Below are 16,764 nucleotides of genomic sequence, written 5' to 3'. Positions count from 1 at the left end.
TGCCTTGCCTAGGAGTCGCCTATGTCCACCGCCCTGTCCAGAACCGGCCCTGCCTTCCTGCGCCGCACCAACCCGCTGGACGCCTTCCTGGCCGAAGCCGACCGCGCGCTGCGGGTGCTGAGCGGCAGCGCCACCGCCGGGCGGTCCTATCCCGCCACCGCCGAGGAAGCGCCGCAGGCCCTGTCGGTCCAGGAAAAACGCCATGCGGCCGGGCTGATGCGGGTGAACCACGTGGGCGAGGTGTGCGCCCAGGCGCTGTACCGCGGCCAGGCCTCGGTGTGCCGCGAGCCGGCGCCGCGCGAGCTGCTGCTCAACGCCGCCGCCGAGGAGGTGGACCACCTGGTCTGGTGCAACCAGCGCCTGACCGAGCTGGGCAGCCGTCCCAGCCTGCTCAATCCGTTCTGGTACGCCGGCTCGTTCGCGCTCGGCGTGCTGGCCAGCTATGCCGGCGTGCCGCGCAACCTGGGTTTCATGGCCGAGACCGAGAAACAGGTCGAGGCGCATCTCGACGGCCATCTGCGCACCTTGCCGGTGCAGGACGAGCGCTCGCGCCAGATTGTCCAGAAGATGAAGGACGACGAGGCGCAGCACCGCGCCAGCGCCGAACAGGCCGGGGGCGTGCCCCTGCCGCTGCCCGCGCGGGCCGCCATGAAAGCCATGTCCAAGGTGATGACCAGCACGGCCTACTGGATCTGAAGCGAGGGCGCTTCGGCGCCTGCTGCGAAATGTTGCGATGCGCAAAAAAGCAATAAAACAGTGCGCGACGCACTATTCCGGTGCAAAAGCTAGGGCGGGATTACCCGATGCGATCTAGGGTTAATCCGAAACGGGTTTACCCATTCAGCAAAAACCCTTTTTCCGGTAAGATCATTGTCTGGCGCGGCTTTCCAGGGGGAGGGCCGAGGCCATGAGGCAAAAACGCAACGAAAAAAAGATTCGTGGCGGCAGATCAAAAAAAATCTTGCATCGCACAAAAAGCTTCGGTACTATTCATACATCGGATGTTGAAACGCAGTCGGCGCGGTGCAAAACCCCGACAGCGCAGCGAGCGGAAAGCCAGCTCCCAACATGCCAAGGTTGTCTCCTCCACCCTCCTCCTTTGGTGGATTTAGCCCGAGATCTCACGATCTCGGGCTTTTTTTTGCCTGCGCAGGCTCCGTCCCCGGTTTATTCACCCAACCGCCGGGGCTTCGCGTTTTCCCTTGGATATTTCGGGTACACGCGGGCGGAAAGTTCTACAATCATCTGCATGAAATCCGTATTTCCGCGCGTCCGGGCGCTGGGCGTTACGTTCTGTGCCGGGGAATTGCACTTCCTTATTCCTCCCATATATGGGCGTTACACCTGCCTCCGATAATGGCGGGCCTGTCTCGATAGACCAACCAAAGGTGATGCTTTGACCTGGCTGTACATTTGCGTGGTCGCATTCATGGTGGGGGGACTCATCGTGGCGTCGGAGCGCTGGCATGGCGCTTTTACTGGCGACAGCGACCTCAACAAGCCTCAGGCCAACCATTCGCGGGCCACGCCCCGCGTGGGCGGCCTCGCGGTGCTGGCCGGCACGCTGGCCGGACTGCTGGTGCTCGGCCCCAGCAACATGACGCTGACCTGGCTGTGGCCCGCGCTGTTCGTCGCGGCGCTGCCGGTTTTCGTGGCCGGGTTGCTCGAGGACATCACCAAGGACATCGGCGCCAGCAAGCGCCTGCTGGCCGCGTTCCTGTCGGCCGCGATCGCGTGGTGGCTGCTGGGCGGCGTCAGCCGCGTGGGCATGGCCCCGGTGGATTACGTGCTCTCGTTCTGGCCGGTGTCGCTGCTGTTCACCATGTTCGCGGTGGGCGGCTGTACCCATGCGCTGAATATCGTCGACGGCATGAATGGCCTGGCCGGCATGGTCGCCACGCTGATGGCGGTTTCCATCAGCCTGGTGGCGCTGCAGGTCGGCGACGTGCCCATCTTCCTGGTGGCCGCGGCCCTGGCTTCGGCCACGCTGGGCTTCCTGGTCTGGAATTTCCCGTTCGGGCGCGTGTTCCTGGGCGACGGCGGCGCGTACTTCCTGGGCTTCATGCTGGCCGAGCTGGCCGTGCTGCTGGTGGTGCGCAACCCCTCGGTGTCGCCGTTCTACGCCCTGGCCGTGCTGTTCTACCCCGTATTCGAAACCGGCTTCTCGATCTGGCGCCGCCGCTTCAAGCGCGGCGTGCCGGTGGACCAGCCGGACGCGCTGCACCTGCACCAGCTGGTGTTCCGCCGCCTGGTCCGCGTGACGTTCAGCCGCGGCCGCCGCCATGCCGTGCCGGCGCTGTGCAACGCGCTGGCGTCGCCCTACATGTGGGTACTGGCCCTGATCGGCCTGGTGCCGGCCACCATCTGGTGGGACAACGCCTGGGCGCTCGGCGCCAGCCTGGTGGTGTTCGCCAGCGTCTATATCTGGCTCTACGCGCGCCTCGTGTCCTGGCGCCGCCCCGGCTGGCTGCTGCTGCCGTCGGTCCTGCGGACCACCGATTAGCGTGGAGCGCCCCGGCGGCGGCCGCCGCCGGGCCAGGTTTATCTATCACCCGACCATATTTAAGATGCCGTAATCGTTCTACGGTGAAGGGAGAGTTATGTTGCAAATCCAGGATGTGAAGCTCGCGGTCGTCGGCCTGGGCTATGTGGGCCTGCCGCTGGCGGTGGAGTTCGGCAAGAAGCGCCCGGTCATCGGCTTCGATATCAATGCGCGCCGCATCGACGCGCTGAAGGCCGGCCACGACCATACGCTGGAAGTCAGCGACGCCGAACTGGCCGAAGCGGCCCAGCTGAGCTATACCGCCGACCGCGCGGAACTGGGCAAGGCCAACGTGTTCATCGTGACCGTGCCGACTCCCATCGACGAATACAAGCAGCCCGACCTGACGCCGCTGGTCAAGGCCAGCGAGACCATCGGCGCGGTGCTCAAGCGCGGCGACATCGTCATCTACGAATCCACCGTCTATCCGGGCGCCACCGAAGAAGACTGCGTGCCGGTGCTGGAGCGCGTCTCGGGCCTGAAGTTCAACGTCGATTTCTACGCCGGCTACAGCCCCGAGCGCATCAACCCGGGCGACAAGGAACACCGCGTCAACACGATCAAGAAGGTCACCTCCGGCTCCACGCCCGAAGTGGCCGAGCTGGTCGACCAGCTGTACCGCGAGATCATCACCGCCGGCACGCACAAGGCTTCCAGCATCCGCGTGGCCGAGGCCGCCAAGGTCATCGAGAACACGCAGCGCGACGTGAACATCGCGTTGATCAACGAGCTGGCCCTGATCTTCAACAAGATGGGCATCGACACCGAGGCCGTGCTGCAGGCCGCCGGCACCAAGTGGAACTTCCTGCCGTTCCGTCCGGGCCTGGTGGGCGGCCACTGCATCGGCGTGGACCCGTACTACCTGACCCACAAGGCGCAGTCCATCGGCTACCACCCCGAGATCATCCTGGCGGGCCGCCGCCTGAACGACTCGATGGGCAGCTATGTGGTGTCGCAGCTGGTCAAGGCCATGACCAAGCGCCGCATCCACGTGCAGGGCGCGCGCGTGCTGGTGATGGGCCTGGCCTTCAAGGAAAACTGCCCCGACCTGCGCAACACCCGCGTGGTCGACATCGTCAAGGAACTGGGCGACTACAACGTGGACGTGGACGTCTACGATCCCTGGGTCGACCCCGAAGAGGCGGTGCACGAATATGGCCTGACGCCGGTGGCGCAGCCCGAGCAAGGCAAGTACGACGCCGTGATCCTGGCGGTGGCGCACAACCAGTTCAAGGCGCTGGGCGCCGAGGGCATCCGCAAGCTGGGCAAGCCGCAGCACATCCTGTACGACCTGAAGTACGTGCTGTCGCCCGCCGACTCCGACCTGCGTCTCTGAGGATTGCCCATGACCACCCGTTTCGACACCATCAAGCAAGAACTGGCGGCCGCGCCGCGCAAGTGGCTGGTGACCGGCTGCGCCGGCTTCATCGGCTCGAACCTGCTGGAAACCCTGCTGAAGCTGGACCAGACCGTGACCGGCCTGGACAACTTCGCCACCGGCCACCAGCGCAACCTGGACGAGGTGCGCGCCTCGGTCAGCCCCGAGCAATGGGCGCGCTTCACCTTCATCGAGGGCGACATCCGCGACCTGGAAGCCTGCCGCCGCGCCGCGCAGGGCGTGGACTTCGTGCTGCACCAGGCGGCGCTGGGCTCGGTGCCGCGCTCGCTGAAGGACCCGATCACCACCAACGAGGTGAACATCGGCGGCTTCCTGAACATGCTGGTCGCGGCGCGCGACGCCGAGGTCAAGTCCTTCGTGTACGCGGCCTCCAGCTCCACCTACGGCGACCATCCCGCGCTGCCCAAGGTCGAGGAGAACATCGGCAATCCGCTGTCGCCGTACGCCGTGACCAAGTACGTCAACGAGCTGTACGCCGACGTGTTCGCCCGCTCCTACGGCTTCGAGAGCGTGGGCCTGCGCTACTTCAACGTGTTCGGCAAGCGCCAGGACCCGGACGGCGCCTACGCCGCGGTGATCCCCAAGTGGACCGCCGCCATGATCAAGGGCGACGACGTCACCATCAACGGCGACGGCGAGACCAGCCGCGACTTCTGCTTCGTGGACAACGCGGTGCAGGCCAACATCCTGGCTGCGATGGCGCCGGCCGAAGGCCGCAACCAGGTCTACAACGTGGCCGTCAGCGGCCGCAGCACCCTGAACCAGCTGTTCGGCTTCCTGGCGCAGGCGCTGGGCAAGCAGGGCGTGGACTACGCCAAGCAGCCGGTGTATGCGGATTTCCGCGCCGGCGACGTGCGCCATTCGCAGGCCGACGTCAGCAAGGCCGGCCGCCTGCTGGGCTACGCGCCCACCCACACGGTGCTGCAGGGCCTGGAAGTGGCCATGCCCTGGTACACGCAATTCCTGCGTTGATTTGAAAGCACTAGCCAGAAAACTCGGCAACATCCACCCGGACCACCTGCGCATATTCAAGGGCGCGTTCCGGGTGGCGGTGTTTCTGCTGTTGGGCAAGGCCGCCGGCGCCGTCAAGGAGATGGCGGTGGCGTACCGCTACGGCGTTAGCGACGCCGTGGACGCCTATCAATTCACCATGACGATGGCCACCTGGCTGCCCGTGACCATCGTGGGCGTGCTGTCGGTGGTGCTGATCCCGGTGCTGGTGCGGCTGCGCCGCGCCGAGGAAACCGAAAGACGCCTGTTCATCGGCGAGCTGCAAGGCTGGGTCGCCGCGGCCGGCGTGGCGCTGGCGCTGCTGACCTGGTTCGCCTGGCCGCAGGTGCTTGGCATGCTGGGCCAGGGCCTGTCGGCCCAGGTCCGCGAGATGACCGGCGAGCTGCTGGCGGCCTTCGCCCCGGTGGCGGCGCTGCTGCTCGTCGCCGGCATCAGCGCCGCCCGTCTGCGCGCGCAGGAGCGCCACGTCAACACTTTGCTCGACAGCGTGCCTGCCGTGGCCACCCTGGCCTGGGTCATGCTGGCGGCCAGCGCCGACGGCGTGGGGCCGCTGCTGTGGGGCACGCTGGTGGGCTACGCCATCCAGACCGTCTGGCTGGCCTGGCTGGCCGCGCGCGCCGACGGCGGTTTCTGGGGCGCGCCGCGCCTGTCGCTGCGTTCGCCGCACTGGCCAGAGCTGATGAGCGCGGCCGGCGTGATGCTGATCGGCCAGGTGGCCATGAGCTTCGTCGGCCCGCTGGACCAGTACGCCGCCGCCAACCTCGGCGCCAACGCCAACGCCACGCTGGGCTACGCCAGCCGGCTGCTGTCGCTGCTCCTGGGCATAGGCGCGGTATCGGTGGGACGCGCGGCGCTGCCCGTGCTGGCCGACGTGCAGGCGCGCGGCGATACCGGCCGCGCGCGCGTCATGGCCCTGAAATGGTCCGTGCTGATGGTGGCCGCCGGCGGCGGCGCGGTAGTGCTGGGCTGGGTGCTGGCGCCGTGGGGCGTGTCGGTGCTGTTCGAGCGCGGCGCCTTCACGGCCGAGAACACCCAGGCCGTGGCGCACGTGCTGCGCTGGGGGCTCCTGCAACTGCCGTTCTATTTCGGCGTGCTGATCCTGGTGCAGTTGCTGGCCAGCCAGAACCGCTACCGCATCATGTCGGCCATCGCCGTGGGCAACTTCCTGCTCAAGGCGGCGCTGAATCCGTTGCTGGCGGCCCGCATGGGCGCGGCCGGCATCATGCTGGCCACCAGCCTCATGTACCTGCTGTCCTTCGCCTGCTACCTGCTGGTGGCGCTGCGCAAGGCCGAAACCAAGGAGGCCGATTGAATGTCCGAGACTGATTCCGGCCGGCCCCTGCGCGTCCTGCTGTTCATCCATTCGCTGGGCGGCGGCGGGGCCGAGCGGGTCGCCGCCGACCTGAGCGCGCACTGGGCCGAGATGGGCCGCGAGGTCATGGTGGTGACCCAGGCCGGCGCCGCGGGCGACGTCTATGCGCTGCATCCCAAGGTGCGCCGCGAGGTGCTGGACACCGCGGGCGAGGGCGGCGGACTGCGTGGGATCTGGAGCAACGTGCAGCGCGTGCGCGCGCTGCGCCGCGTGGTCCGGTCGTTTCGGCCCGACATCGTGCTGGGCATGATGACCACGGCCTCGGTGCTGTCGGTGCTGGCCTGCGCCGGCCTGTCGTGCCGGGTGATCGCGACCGAGCACACGCATCCGCCGTCGCAGACCCTGTCGGGCTTCTGGCAGCGCCTGCGGCGCCTGACCTATCCGCGCGCCGCGCGCGTGGTGGCGCTGACCCGCGGCACCGCGGACTGGCTGGACAGGTATGTGCCGGGCTGCCGGCTGGCCGTCATCCCCAATCCGGTGCATTTCCCGCTGCCGCGCGCGGAACCCGTGCTGGCGCCGGTTGCCGGCGCGGGCCGCAAGCGCCTGCTGGCCGTGGGCCGGCTGCATGCCGACAAGGGTTTCGACCTGCTGATCCAGGCCTATGCCCGGCTGGCGTCCTCGCATCCCGGATGGGATCTGGTTATCCTGGGCGAGGGCGACGAGCGGCGCGCGCTGGAGGCGCAGGTGCGCGAAGCCGGATTACAGGAGCGCGTCTTCATGCCGGGACGCGCGGGCAATGTGGGCGACTGGTACGAAAGCGCCGACCTGTACGTGCTGACCTCGCGCTTCGAGGGCCTGTCCAACACCCTGCTCGAATCCATGGCCAGCGGCCTGGCCGCCGTCGCCTTCGATTGCGACACCGGCCCGCGCGAAATCGTGCGCGACGGGGTGGACGGCGTGCTGGTGCGGCCCAACGGCGACGTGCCCGCGCTGGTGGCGGCGCTGGACGCGCTCATGCGCGACGACGCCGGGCGCGCCCGCATGGCGCAGGCGGCGATCGATGTGCGCGAGCGGTTTTCGGCCGCGCGCGTGCTGCAGAAATGGCAAGAACTTTTTGACGGCGTGCGCGCGCCGGGCCGCTAGGGTCCGGGCGCGTCATGCCGTTGCTACGGTGACCACGAGAACAACATCATGTGTGGAATAGTCGGTATCTGGGGCCCCATCGGGAACAAGGCGCAAGTGCTGGCGGAAAGCTGCCGCCGCATCCGCCACCGCGGGCCCGACAGCAATGGCTTCTGGGAAGATCCCGAGGCCGAGCTGGCGCTGGCGCACGTGCGCCTGGCGATCCTGGACCTGACCGAAGCGGGCCACCAGCCCATGACCTCGGCCTGCGGCCGCTACGTCATGGTGTTCAACGGCGAGATCTACAACCACCTGGACATCCGCAAGCAGCTGGAGCAATCGGCGCTGGCGCCGTCCTGGCGCGGCCATTCCGACACCGAGACCCTGCTGGCGGGCTTCACCGCGCTGGGCATCGAGGCCACCTTGCAGGCCGCGGTGGGCATGTTCGCCATCGCGCTGTGGGACCGCGCCTCGCGCAAGCTGGTGCTGGCGCGCGACCGCATGGGCGAAAAGCCCCTGTACTACGGCTATTCGGGCGCGGAACTGGTGTTCGCCTCCGAACTCAAGGGCCTGATGCCGATCCCCGGCTTCGGCGGCGAACTGAACCGCAATGCCCTGGCCTCGTTCATGCGCCACAACTACATCCCGGCGCCGCAATCGATCTTCCAGGGCATCGCCAAGCTGCCGCCGGGCACCTGGGTCGAATTCACCGCCGACGACACCCGCAGCCGCCGCATGCCGCAGCCGCGCGTGTACTGGTCGGCGCGCGAGGCGGCCGACGTCGCCGCGCAGTCGCCACTGTCGTTCGACAACGACGCGCAGGCCGCGCAGGCGCTCGAAGGCGTGCTGTCCAAGGCGGTGGGCGGCCAGATGTTGGCTGACGTGAGCCTGGGCGCGTTCCTGTCGGGCGGCATCGATTCGTCCACCATCGTCGCGCTGATGCAGGCGCAGAGCTCGCAGCCGGTGCGCACCTTCGCCATCGGCTTTCATGAGAAAGGCTACGACGAGGCGCAGCACGCCAAGGCCGTGGCCGCGCACCTCGGCACCGACCACACCGAGCTGTACGTGACGGCGGAAGACGCGCTGGCCGTGGTGCCCACGCTGGCCGACATGTACGACGAACCGTTCGCGGATTCCTCGCAGATCCCGACGTCGCTGGTCACGCGCATGGCGCGCCAGCACGTCACGGTGGCGCTGTCGGGCGATGGCGGCGACGAGCTGTTCGGCGGCTATTCGCGTTATTTCCGCGTGAACAACTGGTGGCAGAAGTGCGAGCGCGTGCCCGCGGTGCTGCGCAAGCCCGCCGGCGCGCTGCTGAGCGCCTCGGCGCTGCTGCCCGGGCGCGGCGCCTGGCGCGGCAAGGTCGGCAAGCTGGGCGAGCTGCTGCGCGCCGACACGCGCGGCGAGTTCTACCGCCATTTCGTTTCGTACTGGGCCGACCCGTCCAGCGTGGTCAAGGGCGGCGTGGAGCCGGTGTCGGAATTCGCGCGCGCCATGCAGGGCTCGACCTTCGAATCCATGATGAAGCTGGACACGGTCACCTACCTGCCCGACGACATCCTGGTCAAGGTGGACCGCGCCGCGATGGCCGTCAGCCTGGAGACGCGCGTGCCGCTGATCGACCATCGCGTCTACGAATTCGCCTGGAGCCTGCCGCACCGCTACAAGGTGCGCGGCGCCACCGGCAAATGGCTGCTGCGCCAGGTCCTGTACCGCCACGTTCCGCAGGCACTGGTCGACCGGCCCAAGCGCGGCTTCGCCGTGCCGCTGGCCGCGTGGCTGCGCGGCCCCTTGCGCGAATGGGCCGACACGCTGCTGGACCCGGCGCGCCTGCGCCAGGAAGGCTGGTTCGAGCCCGAGCCCATTCTGCGCAAGTGGCGCGAACACACCTCGGGCCATCGCAACTGGGACAGCCATCTGTGGGGCGTGCTGATGATGCAGGCCTGGCTGGACCGCTATCGCAACGGCAGGAACCAGGGAGGATCGGTTGGGAGTCTTTGACGCATGAAAATACTGATGCTGGTCAGTTCCATGCACGCCGGCGGCGCCGAGCGCGTCGCCGCGACGCTGGTCAACGCCTGGGCCGAGCGGGGCGACAGCGTCACGCTGACGCCGACCTTCTCCTCCAAGGGCAGCTGCTTCTATCCGCTGTCGGACAAGGTGAAACTGGCCTGGCTGGCGGACCTGGCGGGCACCCGCGCCGGGGGCGCCAAGGCCGCGTTCGCGCGCCTGCTGGCGCTGCGCCGGCATATCCGCGACACCCGGCCGGACGTCGTGGTTTCATTCCTGACCAACGTCAACGTGGCCGCCATCCTGGCCACGCGAGGCCTGGGTGTGCCGCTCATCGTCTGCGAGCGCACCAATCCCGTGGCCGAAACCACCACCGGCAAGGTGTGGCGCAGGCTGCGCCGCCTGCTGTATCCGCGCGCCGACATGGTGACGGTGCAGGCCGAAGACACCGCGGGTCCGTTCGCGCGCCAGGTGCCCGGCATCAAGCGCCTGGCGGTCATTCCCAATCCCTTGCCCGCGCCGCTGCTGGACGCGCCGCTGGTGCGCCAGCGCGACGCCGGCCCGCGCGAACTGCTGGCGATGGGACGGCTGGTGAGCGACAAGCAGTTCGACCTGCTGATCGACGTCTATGCGCAGCTGGCGCCCGATTTCCCGGACTGGAACCTGCGCATCTGGGGCGAGGGGCCGGAGCGCGGCGCCCTGGAAGAACGCGTCGCCCGCCTGGGCCTGCAGTCGCGCGTCAGCCTGCCCGGCCGTACCGAGGCGCCATGGGAGGAGCTGGCGCGCGGACAGGCCTTCGTGCTGAGTTCGCTGGTCGAGGGCTTTCCCAACGTGCTGCTGGAAGCCATGTCGCTGGGCCTGCCCTGCGTGGCGTTCGACTGCTCCAGCGGTCCGCGCGAAATGACGCGCGACGGCCAGGACGCGCTGCTGGTGCCGGCCGGCGACCGCGATGCGCTGCGTGAAGCGCTGCGCCGGATCATGAGCGATGCCGGGCTGCGCGAGCAGCTGGGCCTGCGCGCCTCGGCCGCGGTGCGCCAGCGCTACGCGCTCGCCAACGTGCTGGCGCATTGGGACGAGCTGTTCGACGCGGTCAGGGAGGGGCGATGAGCGCCCGCAAGCTGCGTGTCATGCACGTGATCACCGGCCTGGGGCAGGGCGGCGCGGAGTCCGTGCTGCTGCGCCTGGCCACCTATCCGGAGGCGGCGGTGGAGCACACCGTGGTCTCGCTCACCGATGAGGGCATATACGGCGAGCGCCTGCGCGCCGCCGGCGTGGCCGTGCATGCGCTGGGCATGAAGCGCGGGCGGGTCAGCCTGGGCGGTTTTCTCGCCCTGCGCGCGCTGATCGCGCGCACGCGTCCGGACGCGGTGCAGACCTGGATGTACCACGCCGACCTGATCGGCGGTCTGGCCGCGCGCCTGGCCGGCGTGCGCGCCATCGCCTGGGGCATCCGCAACTCGGGCGAGCACCTGGAGCGCAGCAGCCGCTCGGCGCGGCTGGTGCTGCGCGCCTGCGCGCTGCTGTCGGGCTGGGTGCCCCGGGCCATCGTGTGCGCCGCCCAGAAAGCGGCCGAGCGCCACGCCGACAAAGGCTACCGGCGCGACCGGCTGGTGGTCGTCTCCAACGGCTACGACCTGTCGCGTTATACGCCCGACGAGGCCGCGCGCGCCCGCGTGCGCGCGCAATGGGGGCTGGCCGACGACGCGCCGGTGATCGGCTGCGTGGCGCGCTGGGACCCGCTCAAGGATCACGCCAACCTGCTGCGCGCCATCGCCGCGCTGGTGCGCGACGGCCGCGACGGCGGCCTGCGCTGCGTGCTGATCGGCCGTGGCATGGCGGCCGACAACCCCGAGCTGGGCGCTTTGATAGACCGGCTCGGGCTGCGCGAGCGGCTGGTGCTGGCCGGCCCCAGCGACGACGTGCCCGCGGCCATGAACGGTCTGGATCTGCACGTGCTGTCGAGCTGCGCCGAAGGATTTCCCAACGTGGTCGCCGAGGCCATGGCCTGCGGCGTCTATTGCGTGGTGACCGACGTCGGCGACGCGGCCTATATCGTCGGCGACACCGGCGTGGTGGTGCCGCCCGAGCAGCCCGAGGCGCTGGCGCGCGGCATCGAGACCGCGCTGCGCGAGGTGGCCGCGCGCGGCCGCGAGCGCGCCGGCCAGCCGGCCCGCGCCCGGGTGCTGGAACGGTTCGATCTCGCCCGCATGGTGCAAAGCTACATCGCCGTATGGCGCCGCATTTCTGGAGTGCAAGAATGAGCGCGCCGCGCCGCCTGCTGTTCGTCGTCAACAATCCGGCCTTCTTCATGTCGCATCGCGTGCCGGTGGCGCTGGCGGCGCAGCGCGCCGGCTACGAGATCCATGTCGCCACCATGGACGGCCCGGCCGTGGCCGAGATCGAGGCGCTGGGCATGACGCACCACGCCATCCCCATGACGCGCAGCGGCAAGCACCCCTTGCAGGAGCTGGGCACGCTGCTGGCGCTGGTGCGCCTGTTCCGGCGCCTGCGTCCGGACATCGTGCACCTGGTCACCATCAAGCCGGTGCTCTACGGCGGCATCGCCGCGCGCCTGACCCGCGTGCCGGGCATGGTCGCGGCGATCTCGGGGCTGGGTTTCGTGTTCCTGTCCAATTCGCTCAAGATGCGGCTGGTGCGCGCCGTGGTGGAGCGCCTGTACCGGCTGGCGCTGGGCCATCCGAACAGCCGCGTGATCTTCCAGAACGCCAGCGACCGCGACCTGCTCAAGTCGCTGGGCGCGGTGCGCGACGGCCAGGTGGTGCTGATCCGCGGCGCGGGCGTGGACCTGCAGGCCTACCGCGCCGTGCCCGAGCCGCCGGCCCCGCCCGTGGTTGTGACGATGGTGGCGCGCCTGCTGCGCGACAAGGGCGTGCAGGAATTCGTGCAGGCGGCGCGGCTGCTGCGCGAGCGCGGCGTGCCGGTGACGATGCAGCTGGTGGGCGGCGTGGACGCCGGCAACCCGACTTCCGCCACCCCCGAAGAGGTGCAGGCCTGGGAGCGCGAAGGCTGCGTGCGCGCGCTGGGCGAACGCAGCGACGTGGCCGGGCTGTACGCGGCCTCGCACATCGCCGTGCTGCCCTCGTACCGCGAGGGGCTGCCCAAGTCCCTGCTGGAAGCCGCGGCCTGCGGGCGCGCGGTGGTGACCACCGACGTGCCGGGCTGCCGCGACGCCATCGAGCCGGGCGAGACCGGCGTGCTGGTGCCGGTGCGCGACGCCCGGGGGCTGGCCGACGCCATTGCCCGCCTGGCCGGCGACGCGGCGCTGCGCCAGTCCATGGGCGCGGCGGGCAGGGCGCTGGCCGAACGCGAATTCGATATCGAGCGGGTCGCCCGCATCCACGTCGGCATCTACGACGCGCTGGGCGGCTGAGGCCTTTGCCGCCTCAGTGGCGGCGCGCGATGGCGTCGATCCAGTAGCGGGTGGAAGGGTCCTGCTCGATCGCCTGCGGCGCGTCCAGCTCGTGCATGATGCCCTTGGCCAGGACCTTGCCGAACTCGACCCCCCACTGATCGAAGGGATTGATGCCCCAGATCACGCCCTGCGTGAACACCTTGTGCTCGTACAGGGCCAGCAGCGCGCCCAGCGTGTAGGCCTCCAGGCGCGGCAGCACGATGAGCGACGACGGGCGCCCGCCCGGATGCACGCGATGGCGCGCCAGGCGCCGCGCGCGCGCCGGGTCGCGCTCGGTCGCCGAGGTTTCGGCCAGCGCTTCCTCGTAGGTCTTGCCGCGCAGCAGCGCCGAGCGCTGCGCCAGGCAGTTGGCGATCAGCAGTTCGTGGTGTCGCGCATAGGCGTGGGCGGGCTGCTCGCACAGGATGAAATCGACCGGCGCGCCGGCGGTGTCCTGGTGCAGCCATTGGAAGAACGTGTGCTGGCAGTCGGTGCCCGGCATGCCCCACACGGCCGGGCCGGTGGGCACGCCGGCGGGGCTGCCGTCGGCGGTGGCGACCTTGCCCAGCGATTCCATTTCCAGCTGCTGGGCCCAGGGCACCAGGTGGTAGAGGCGCGAGTCGTACGGCGCGATCACCAGCGAGTCGTACCCCAGCACGCTGCGATTGACCACGCCGGCCAACGCCAGCTGCACCGGCGCGTTTTCCTCGATGGGCGCGTTGCGGAAATGCTCGTCCATGGCGGCCGCGCCGGCCAACAACTGTTCGAACACCTCGTTGCCCAGCGCCAGCGCTATCGGCAGGCCGATGGCCGACCACAGCGAATAGCGTCCGCCCACCCAGTCCCAGATCTGGAAGATGTGGTCGGGCAGGATGCCGAGGTTGAGCGCGGCCTCGACGTTGGCCGTGATGGCCACGACCTGCCGGATGGGATCGGCCACGCCGGCGTCGCGCAGCCAGTTCATCGCCACTTCGGCGTTGGCCAGCGGTTCGGTGGTGGTGAACGACTTGGACGCGACGATGACCAGGGTGTCATGCGGGTCCAGGTGGCTCATGGCTTCGGCGACCGAATGCGAGTCCACGTTGGAGGCGAAGCGCACCTCGCGGCGCACCCCGCCGTGGCGCAAGGCCCGCGTCACCATGCGCGGGCCCCAGTCGCTGCCGCCTATGCCCAGGTGCAGCACACAGCCGTAGCGGTCGGCGGCGTCGGCCTTGCGCACGAATTCGCGCATGCGTTCGCGCTCGGCCAGCACGGCCTTGGCCACCATGGCCGGCGGCTCGGCGGCGCGCAGCGCGGTATGCCAGGCGGCGCGCTCTTCGGTCCAGTTGGCGTTGCCGCCGTCGAACAGGCGCGCGCGCGCGGCCTCGAAGCCCTGCTGCGCCANCGCGCAGCGCGGTATGCCAGGCGGCGCGCTCTTCGGTCCAGTTGGCGTTGCCGCCGTCGAACAGGCGCGCGCGCGCGGCCTCGAAGCCCTGCTGCGCCAGCAGCGCGGCCTCGGCCTGCTGCAGCGCCGGCGAATAGGCCTGCGCGCTGAGGTCCAGGCGCAGCCCCGGGGCGCTGATCACCCGCAGCTGTTCCCCCCTTTTCGGGGCGGCACGGGTTGCGGCGATGAACTGTTGCCACGCAGGGCTGTGGGATAACGGCATAAGCAGTCTAGAAAGGCAGATGGGCTTGCGGCGCGAGCTTGCTCAATTCGCGGCGGAAGTCGGCTTGGATGCGTTGCAGCGCCTCGGCCGTCTGCGCTTCGAACCGCAGCACGACGACCGGCGTGGTGTTCGACGGACGCGCCAGGCCGAAACCGTCCGGATACTCGGCGCGCACGCCGTCGATGGTGATGACGCGCTTGGCGCCCGGGAACTGGCCCTGGTCCTGCAGCGCCTGGACCAGCGCGAAAGGCTGTCCTTCTTCCATTTCGAGCTTGAGCTCGGGCGTGGAGACGTCCTGGGGCAGGGCTTCCAGCATGGCGCAGGGATCGGCGGCGCGCGACACGATCTCCAGCAGGCGCGCGCCGGTGTAGAGCCCGTCGTCGAAGCCGTACCAGCGTTCCTTGAAGAAGATGTGGCCGCTCATTTCGCCGGCCAGCGGCGCGCCGGTTTCGGCCAGCTTGGCCTTGACCAGCGAATGGCCGGTCTTCCACATGAGCGGCACGCCGCCGGCCGCCTCGACCGACAGGCCGACGTGGCGGCTGCACTTCACGTCGTAGATGATGGTGGCGCCGGGATTGCGTTCCAGCACGTCGCGCGCGAACAGCACCAGCTGGCGGTCGGGCCAGACGATCTGGCCGGACTTGGTGACCACGCCCAGGCGGTCGCCGTCGCCGTCGAAGGCCAGGCCCAGTTCGCAGTCGGTCTCGGCCACGCACTTGATCAGGTCCTGCAGGTTCTTGGGTTCGGCCGGGTCGGGGTGGTGGTTGGGGAAGTTGCCATCGACCTCGCAGAACAGCTCGGTGACCTCGCAGCCCAGCGCGCGGAACAGCGCCGGCGCGACCGCGCCGGCCACGCCGTTGCCGCAGTCGATGGCGATCTTCATGGGGCGGGCGAGCTTGACGCCCGAGGCCACGCGCGCGACGTAGGCGGCCACCAGGTCGAGCTGGCGGCGCGTGCCGGGGCGCGCGGCGGGCGCGGCCGCGCCGGCGTTCATGCTGGCCGCCAGCGCCTGCACGTCTTCGCCGTACAGGGCGCGTCCGCCCATCATCATCTTGAAGCCGTTGTACTTGGGCGGATTGTGGCTGCCGGTGATGGCCACGCCCGAGCCGGTCTGCATGACGTTGGCGGCGAAATACACCAGCGGCGTGGGCACCATGCCGATATCCAGCGTATCCACGCCGCCTTCCAGCATGCCTTCCTGCAGCGCCACCGACAGCATTTCGCTGCTCAGGCGGCCGTCGCGGCCGACAACCAGGGTCTGCACGCCTTGCTCGCGGGCGCGCGCGGCCAGCGCCGCGCCCAGCGCGCGGGCGAAGCCGGCGTCGATCAGGTCCGGCACGGTGCCGCGGATGTCATAGGCTTTGAAGACGGCGGCGGGAAATTGCGTGTTGTTGCCCACGGCGATTCCTTTCATAGGGTTACAGCGCAAAGTCTCAATGGGTTAATGGTAAACCCGTATAGCAAGATGCGCTTGGCGACTGGCCAGGGCGAATTATCCCCCATTGGAGGTCGGCCTTCATCGGACGAATGCCGTAGGGCGTTTGCCCCCGGTTCGTCCGGGGCGGAAATTGCCGGACGCCCGAAGGTGATACGCTTGCTATGCAAGCAGAAAGACCGGGAGGGGCCATGGCTGCCAAAGTTTCTACTGTCATGTCATCGGGAGGCGCCAGCAGCCGGCGGGGCCCTCCCACGGATCAGGCCGGACCGGCCCCCGGCCGCGAGCGTCGCCTCGACGTCCACGTCTACATCGCCGATTCGGGCGCCCTGGCCACGGGCCGCGCCTGGGAGCGCTGCGTCTGGCGCGAGGCCCGCGTCCTGATCGCCGAGTGCCCCGCGCCGCACCTGCCCGTATCGGTCGAGAACGCCTTGCGCGCGGTCGCCGCCGACGTGGCGCGCGACCGCGGCTGGCAGGGCATGGGCACGGTGGCTTTCGCGCTGGACGACCGCAGCGGCGTGTTCCGCGTGATCGACGCCGAAGCCCGGGCGCATGCCGGCGCGGCGGTCGCGGACTGCGAGCCGGTCGCCGCCCACGCGCTGGAAGTGCGCATCGACGGCTGCGTCGACCGGCGCCTTCCGTGCACGCGGCTGCTGGTCTGCGGGGCGACCCGCGGCGAGGCCCTGCGCCGCGCCTACCGCGCCCTGTCCGAGATGCCCGGCCCCGCGGGCGTGGACCGCGCCTTTCTGATGAACCGCATCGCCTCGCGCGCCTTCTGCTCCGGCCTCACGGGCACGCGGCTGGACCAGGCGGTAGGCTAGGTCGCGCGGCGCGTCAGCCCCTACAATAGTCCGCAGATTTCCGTATCCCGCGAC

General features: G+C 69.4%; 12 protein-coding genes and 1 pseudogene. 11 read left to right on the top strand and 2 right to left on the bottom strand.

Annotated features, from left to right (window positions below; genetic code table 11):
* Window positions 1–21 precede the first annotated feature (21 nt).
* The 10 genes from coq7 to C1I89_RS18070 all read left to right on the top strand — a co-directional run bounded on the left by coq7 (window position 22) and on the right by C1I89_RS18070 (window position 12,787).
* Window positions 22–696, top strand: a complete 675-nt coding sequence (coq7, locus tag C1I89_RS18115) for a 2-polyprenyl-3-methyl-6-methoxy-1,4-benzoquinone monooxygenase (protein ID WP_102774016.1) — start codon at window positions 22–24, stop codon at window positions 694–696.
* A gap of 700 nt (window positions 697–1,396) precedes the next feature.
* Complete coding sequence (locus C1I89_RS18110; RefSeq protein WP_043546295.1) at window positions 1,397–2,503, top strand: MraY family glycosyltransferase; 1,107 nt, start codon at window positions 1,397–1,399, stop codon at window positions 2,501–2,503.
* A gap of 97 nt (window positions 2,504–2,600) precedes the next feature.
* Window positions 2,601–3,878 carry a Vi polysaccharide biosynthesis UDP-N-acetylglucosamine C-6 dehydrogenase TviB gene (tviB, locus tag C1I89_RS18105; protein WP_102774015.1) on the top strand — a complete coding sequence of 426 codons (1,278 nt, stop codon included), beginning with the start codon at window positions 2,601–2,603 and terminating at the stop codon, window positions 3,876–3,878.
* 9 nt (window positions 3,879–3,887) lie between these two features.
* Complete coding sequence (locus C1I89_RS18100) at window positions 3,888–4,913, top strand: SDR family oxidoreductase (RefSeq protein ID WP_102774014.1); 1,026 nt, start codon at window positions 3,888–3,890, stop codon at window positions 4,911–4,913.
* 1 nt (window position 4,914) lies between these two features.
* Window positions 4,915–6,264 (top strand): murein biosynthesis integral membrane protein MurJ, encoded by a 1,350-nt coding sequence (gene murJ / locus C1I89_RS18095; RefSeq protein WP_102774013.1) that lies wholly within the window; start codon window positions 4,915–4,917, stop codon window positions 6,262–6,264.
* Window positions 6,265–7,407: a glycosyltransferase family 4 protein gene (locus C1I89_RS18090; protein WP_102774012.1), complete on the top strand. Its 1,143-nt coding sequence runs from the start codon at window positions 6,265–6,267 to the stop codon at window positions 7,405–7,407.
* Between the two features lie 48 nt (window positions 7,408–7,455).
* A complete protein-coding gene (gene asnB / locus C1I89_RS18085; RefSeq protein WP_102774011.1) occupies window positions 7,456–9,387 on the top strand; it encodes an asparagine synthase (glutamine-hydrolyzing) in 1,932 nt (643 codons plus the stop codon).
* 3 nt (window positions 9,388–9,390) lie between these two features.
* Window positions 9,391–10,503, top strand: a complete 1,113-nt coding sequence (locus tag C1I89_RS18080; protein ID WP_102774010.1) for a glycosyltransferase family 4 protein — start codon at window positions 9,391–9,393, stop codon at window positions 10,501–10,503.
* On the top strand, window positions 10,500–11,657 hold the full coding sequence (locus C1I89_RS18075; protein ID WP_181390982.1) for a glycosyltransferase family 4 protein: 1,158 nt from the start codon (window positions 10,500–10,502) through the stop codon (window positions 11,655–11,657). The genes C1I89_RS18080 and C1I89_RS18075 overlap by 4 nt, the downstream gene beginning before the upstream one ends.
* Entirely contained in the window at window positions 11,654–12,787 is a 1,134-nt protein-coding gene (locus tag C1I89_RS18070; RefSeq protein WP_102774009.1) for a glycosyltransferase family 4 protein, read from the top strand. Before C1I89_RS18075 ends, C1I89_RS18070 begins: the two co-directional genes overlap by 4 nt.
* 13 nt (window positions 12,788–12,800) lie before the next feature.
* Here the strand turns inward: C1I89_RS18070 and pgi are convergent.
* Both pgi and C1I89_RS18060 read right to left on the bottom strand, forming a co-directional pair.
* Window positions 12,801–14,460 (bottom strand): annotated as a pseudogene (gene pgi, locus C1I89_RS18065) (glucose-6-phosphate isomerase).
* A gap of 1 nt (window position 14,461) precedes the next feature.
* The gene (locus C1I89_RS18060; RefSeq protein WP_102774008.1) at window positions 14,462–15,868 is read right to left on the bottom strand and encodes a phosphomannomutase/phosphoglucomutase; all 1,407 of its coding nucleotides are present in this window, start codon (window positions 15,866–15,868) and stop codon (window positions 14,462–14,464) included.
* A gap of 212 nt (window positions 15,869–16,080) precedes the next feature.
* On the opposite strand from C1I89_RS18060, the gene C1I89_RS18055 reads away from it, so the two are divergent.
* Complete coding sequence (locus C1I89_RS18055) at window positions 16,081–16,710, top strand: BPTD_3102 family carboxylase-like protein (protein WP_102774007.1); 630 nt, start codon at window positions 16,081–16,083, stop codon at window positions 16,708–16,710.
* Window positions 16,711–16,764: the final 54 nt, after the last annotated feature.

It is taken from the genome of Achromobacter pulmonis (genome assembly GCF_002885955.2).
Classification (GTDB): Bacteria; Pseudomonadota; Gammaproteobacteria; order Burkholderiales; family Burkholderiaceae_B; genus Achromobacter; species Achromobacter pulmonis_A.
Note: the sequence above shows the minus strand (reverse complement) of the source record. Positions and strands in the feature narration are given on the sequence as shown.

What these genes read in the sequence shown, in the direction of transcription:
- coq7 (WP_102774016.1), top strand. Translation starts at nt 22, where the DNA reads ATGTCCACCGCCCTGTCCAGAACCGGCCCTGCCTTCCTGCGCCGCACC.
- tviB (WP_102774015.1), top strand. Translation starts at nt 2,601, where the DNA reads ATGTTGCAAATCCAGGATGTGAAGCTCGCGGTCGTCGGCCTGGGCTAT.
- C1I89_RS18100 (WP_102774014.1), top strand. Translation starts at nt 3,888, where the DNA reads ATGACCACCCGTTTCGACACCATCAAGCAAGAACTGGCGGCCGCGCCG.
- C1I89_RS18090 (WP_102774012.1), top strand. Translation starts at nt 6,265, where the DNA reads ATGTCCGAGACTGATTCCGGCCGGCCCCTGCGCGTCCTGCTGTTCATC.
- asnB (WP_102774011.1), top strand. Translation starts at nt 7,456, where the DNA reads ATGTGTGGAATAGTCGGTATCTGGGGCCCCATCGGGAACAAGGCGCAA.
- C1I89_RS18080 (WP_102774010.1), top strand. Translation starts at nt 9,391, where the DNA reads ATGAAAATACTGATGCTGGTCAGTTCCATGCACGCCGGCGGCGCCGAG.
- C1I89_RS18075 (WP_181390982.1), top strand. Translation starts at nt 10,500, where the DNA reads ATGAGCGCCCGCAAGCTGCGTGTCATGCACGTGATCACCGGCCTGGGG.
- C1I89_RS18070 (WP_102774009.1), top strand. Translation starts at nt 11,654, where the DNA reads ATGAGCGCGCCGCGCCGCCTGCTGTTCGTCGTCAACAATCCGGCCTTC.
- C1I89_RS18060 (WP_102774008.1), bottom strand. Translation starts at nt 15,868, where the DNA reads ATGAAAGGAATCGCCGTGGGCAACAACACGCAATTTCCCGCCGCCGTC.
- C1I89_RS18055 (WP_102774007.1), top strand. Translation starts at nt 16,081, where the DNA reads ATGGCTGCCAAAGTTTCTACTGTCATGTCATCGGGAGGCGCCAGCAGC.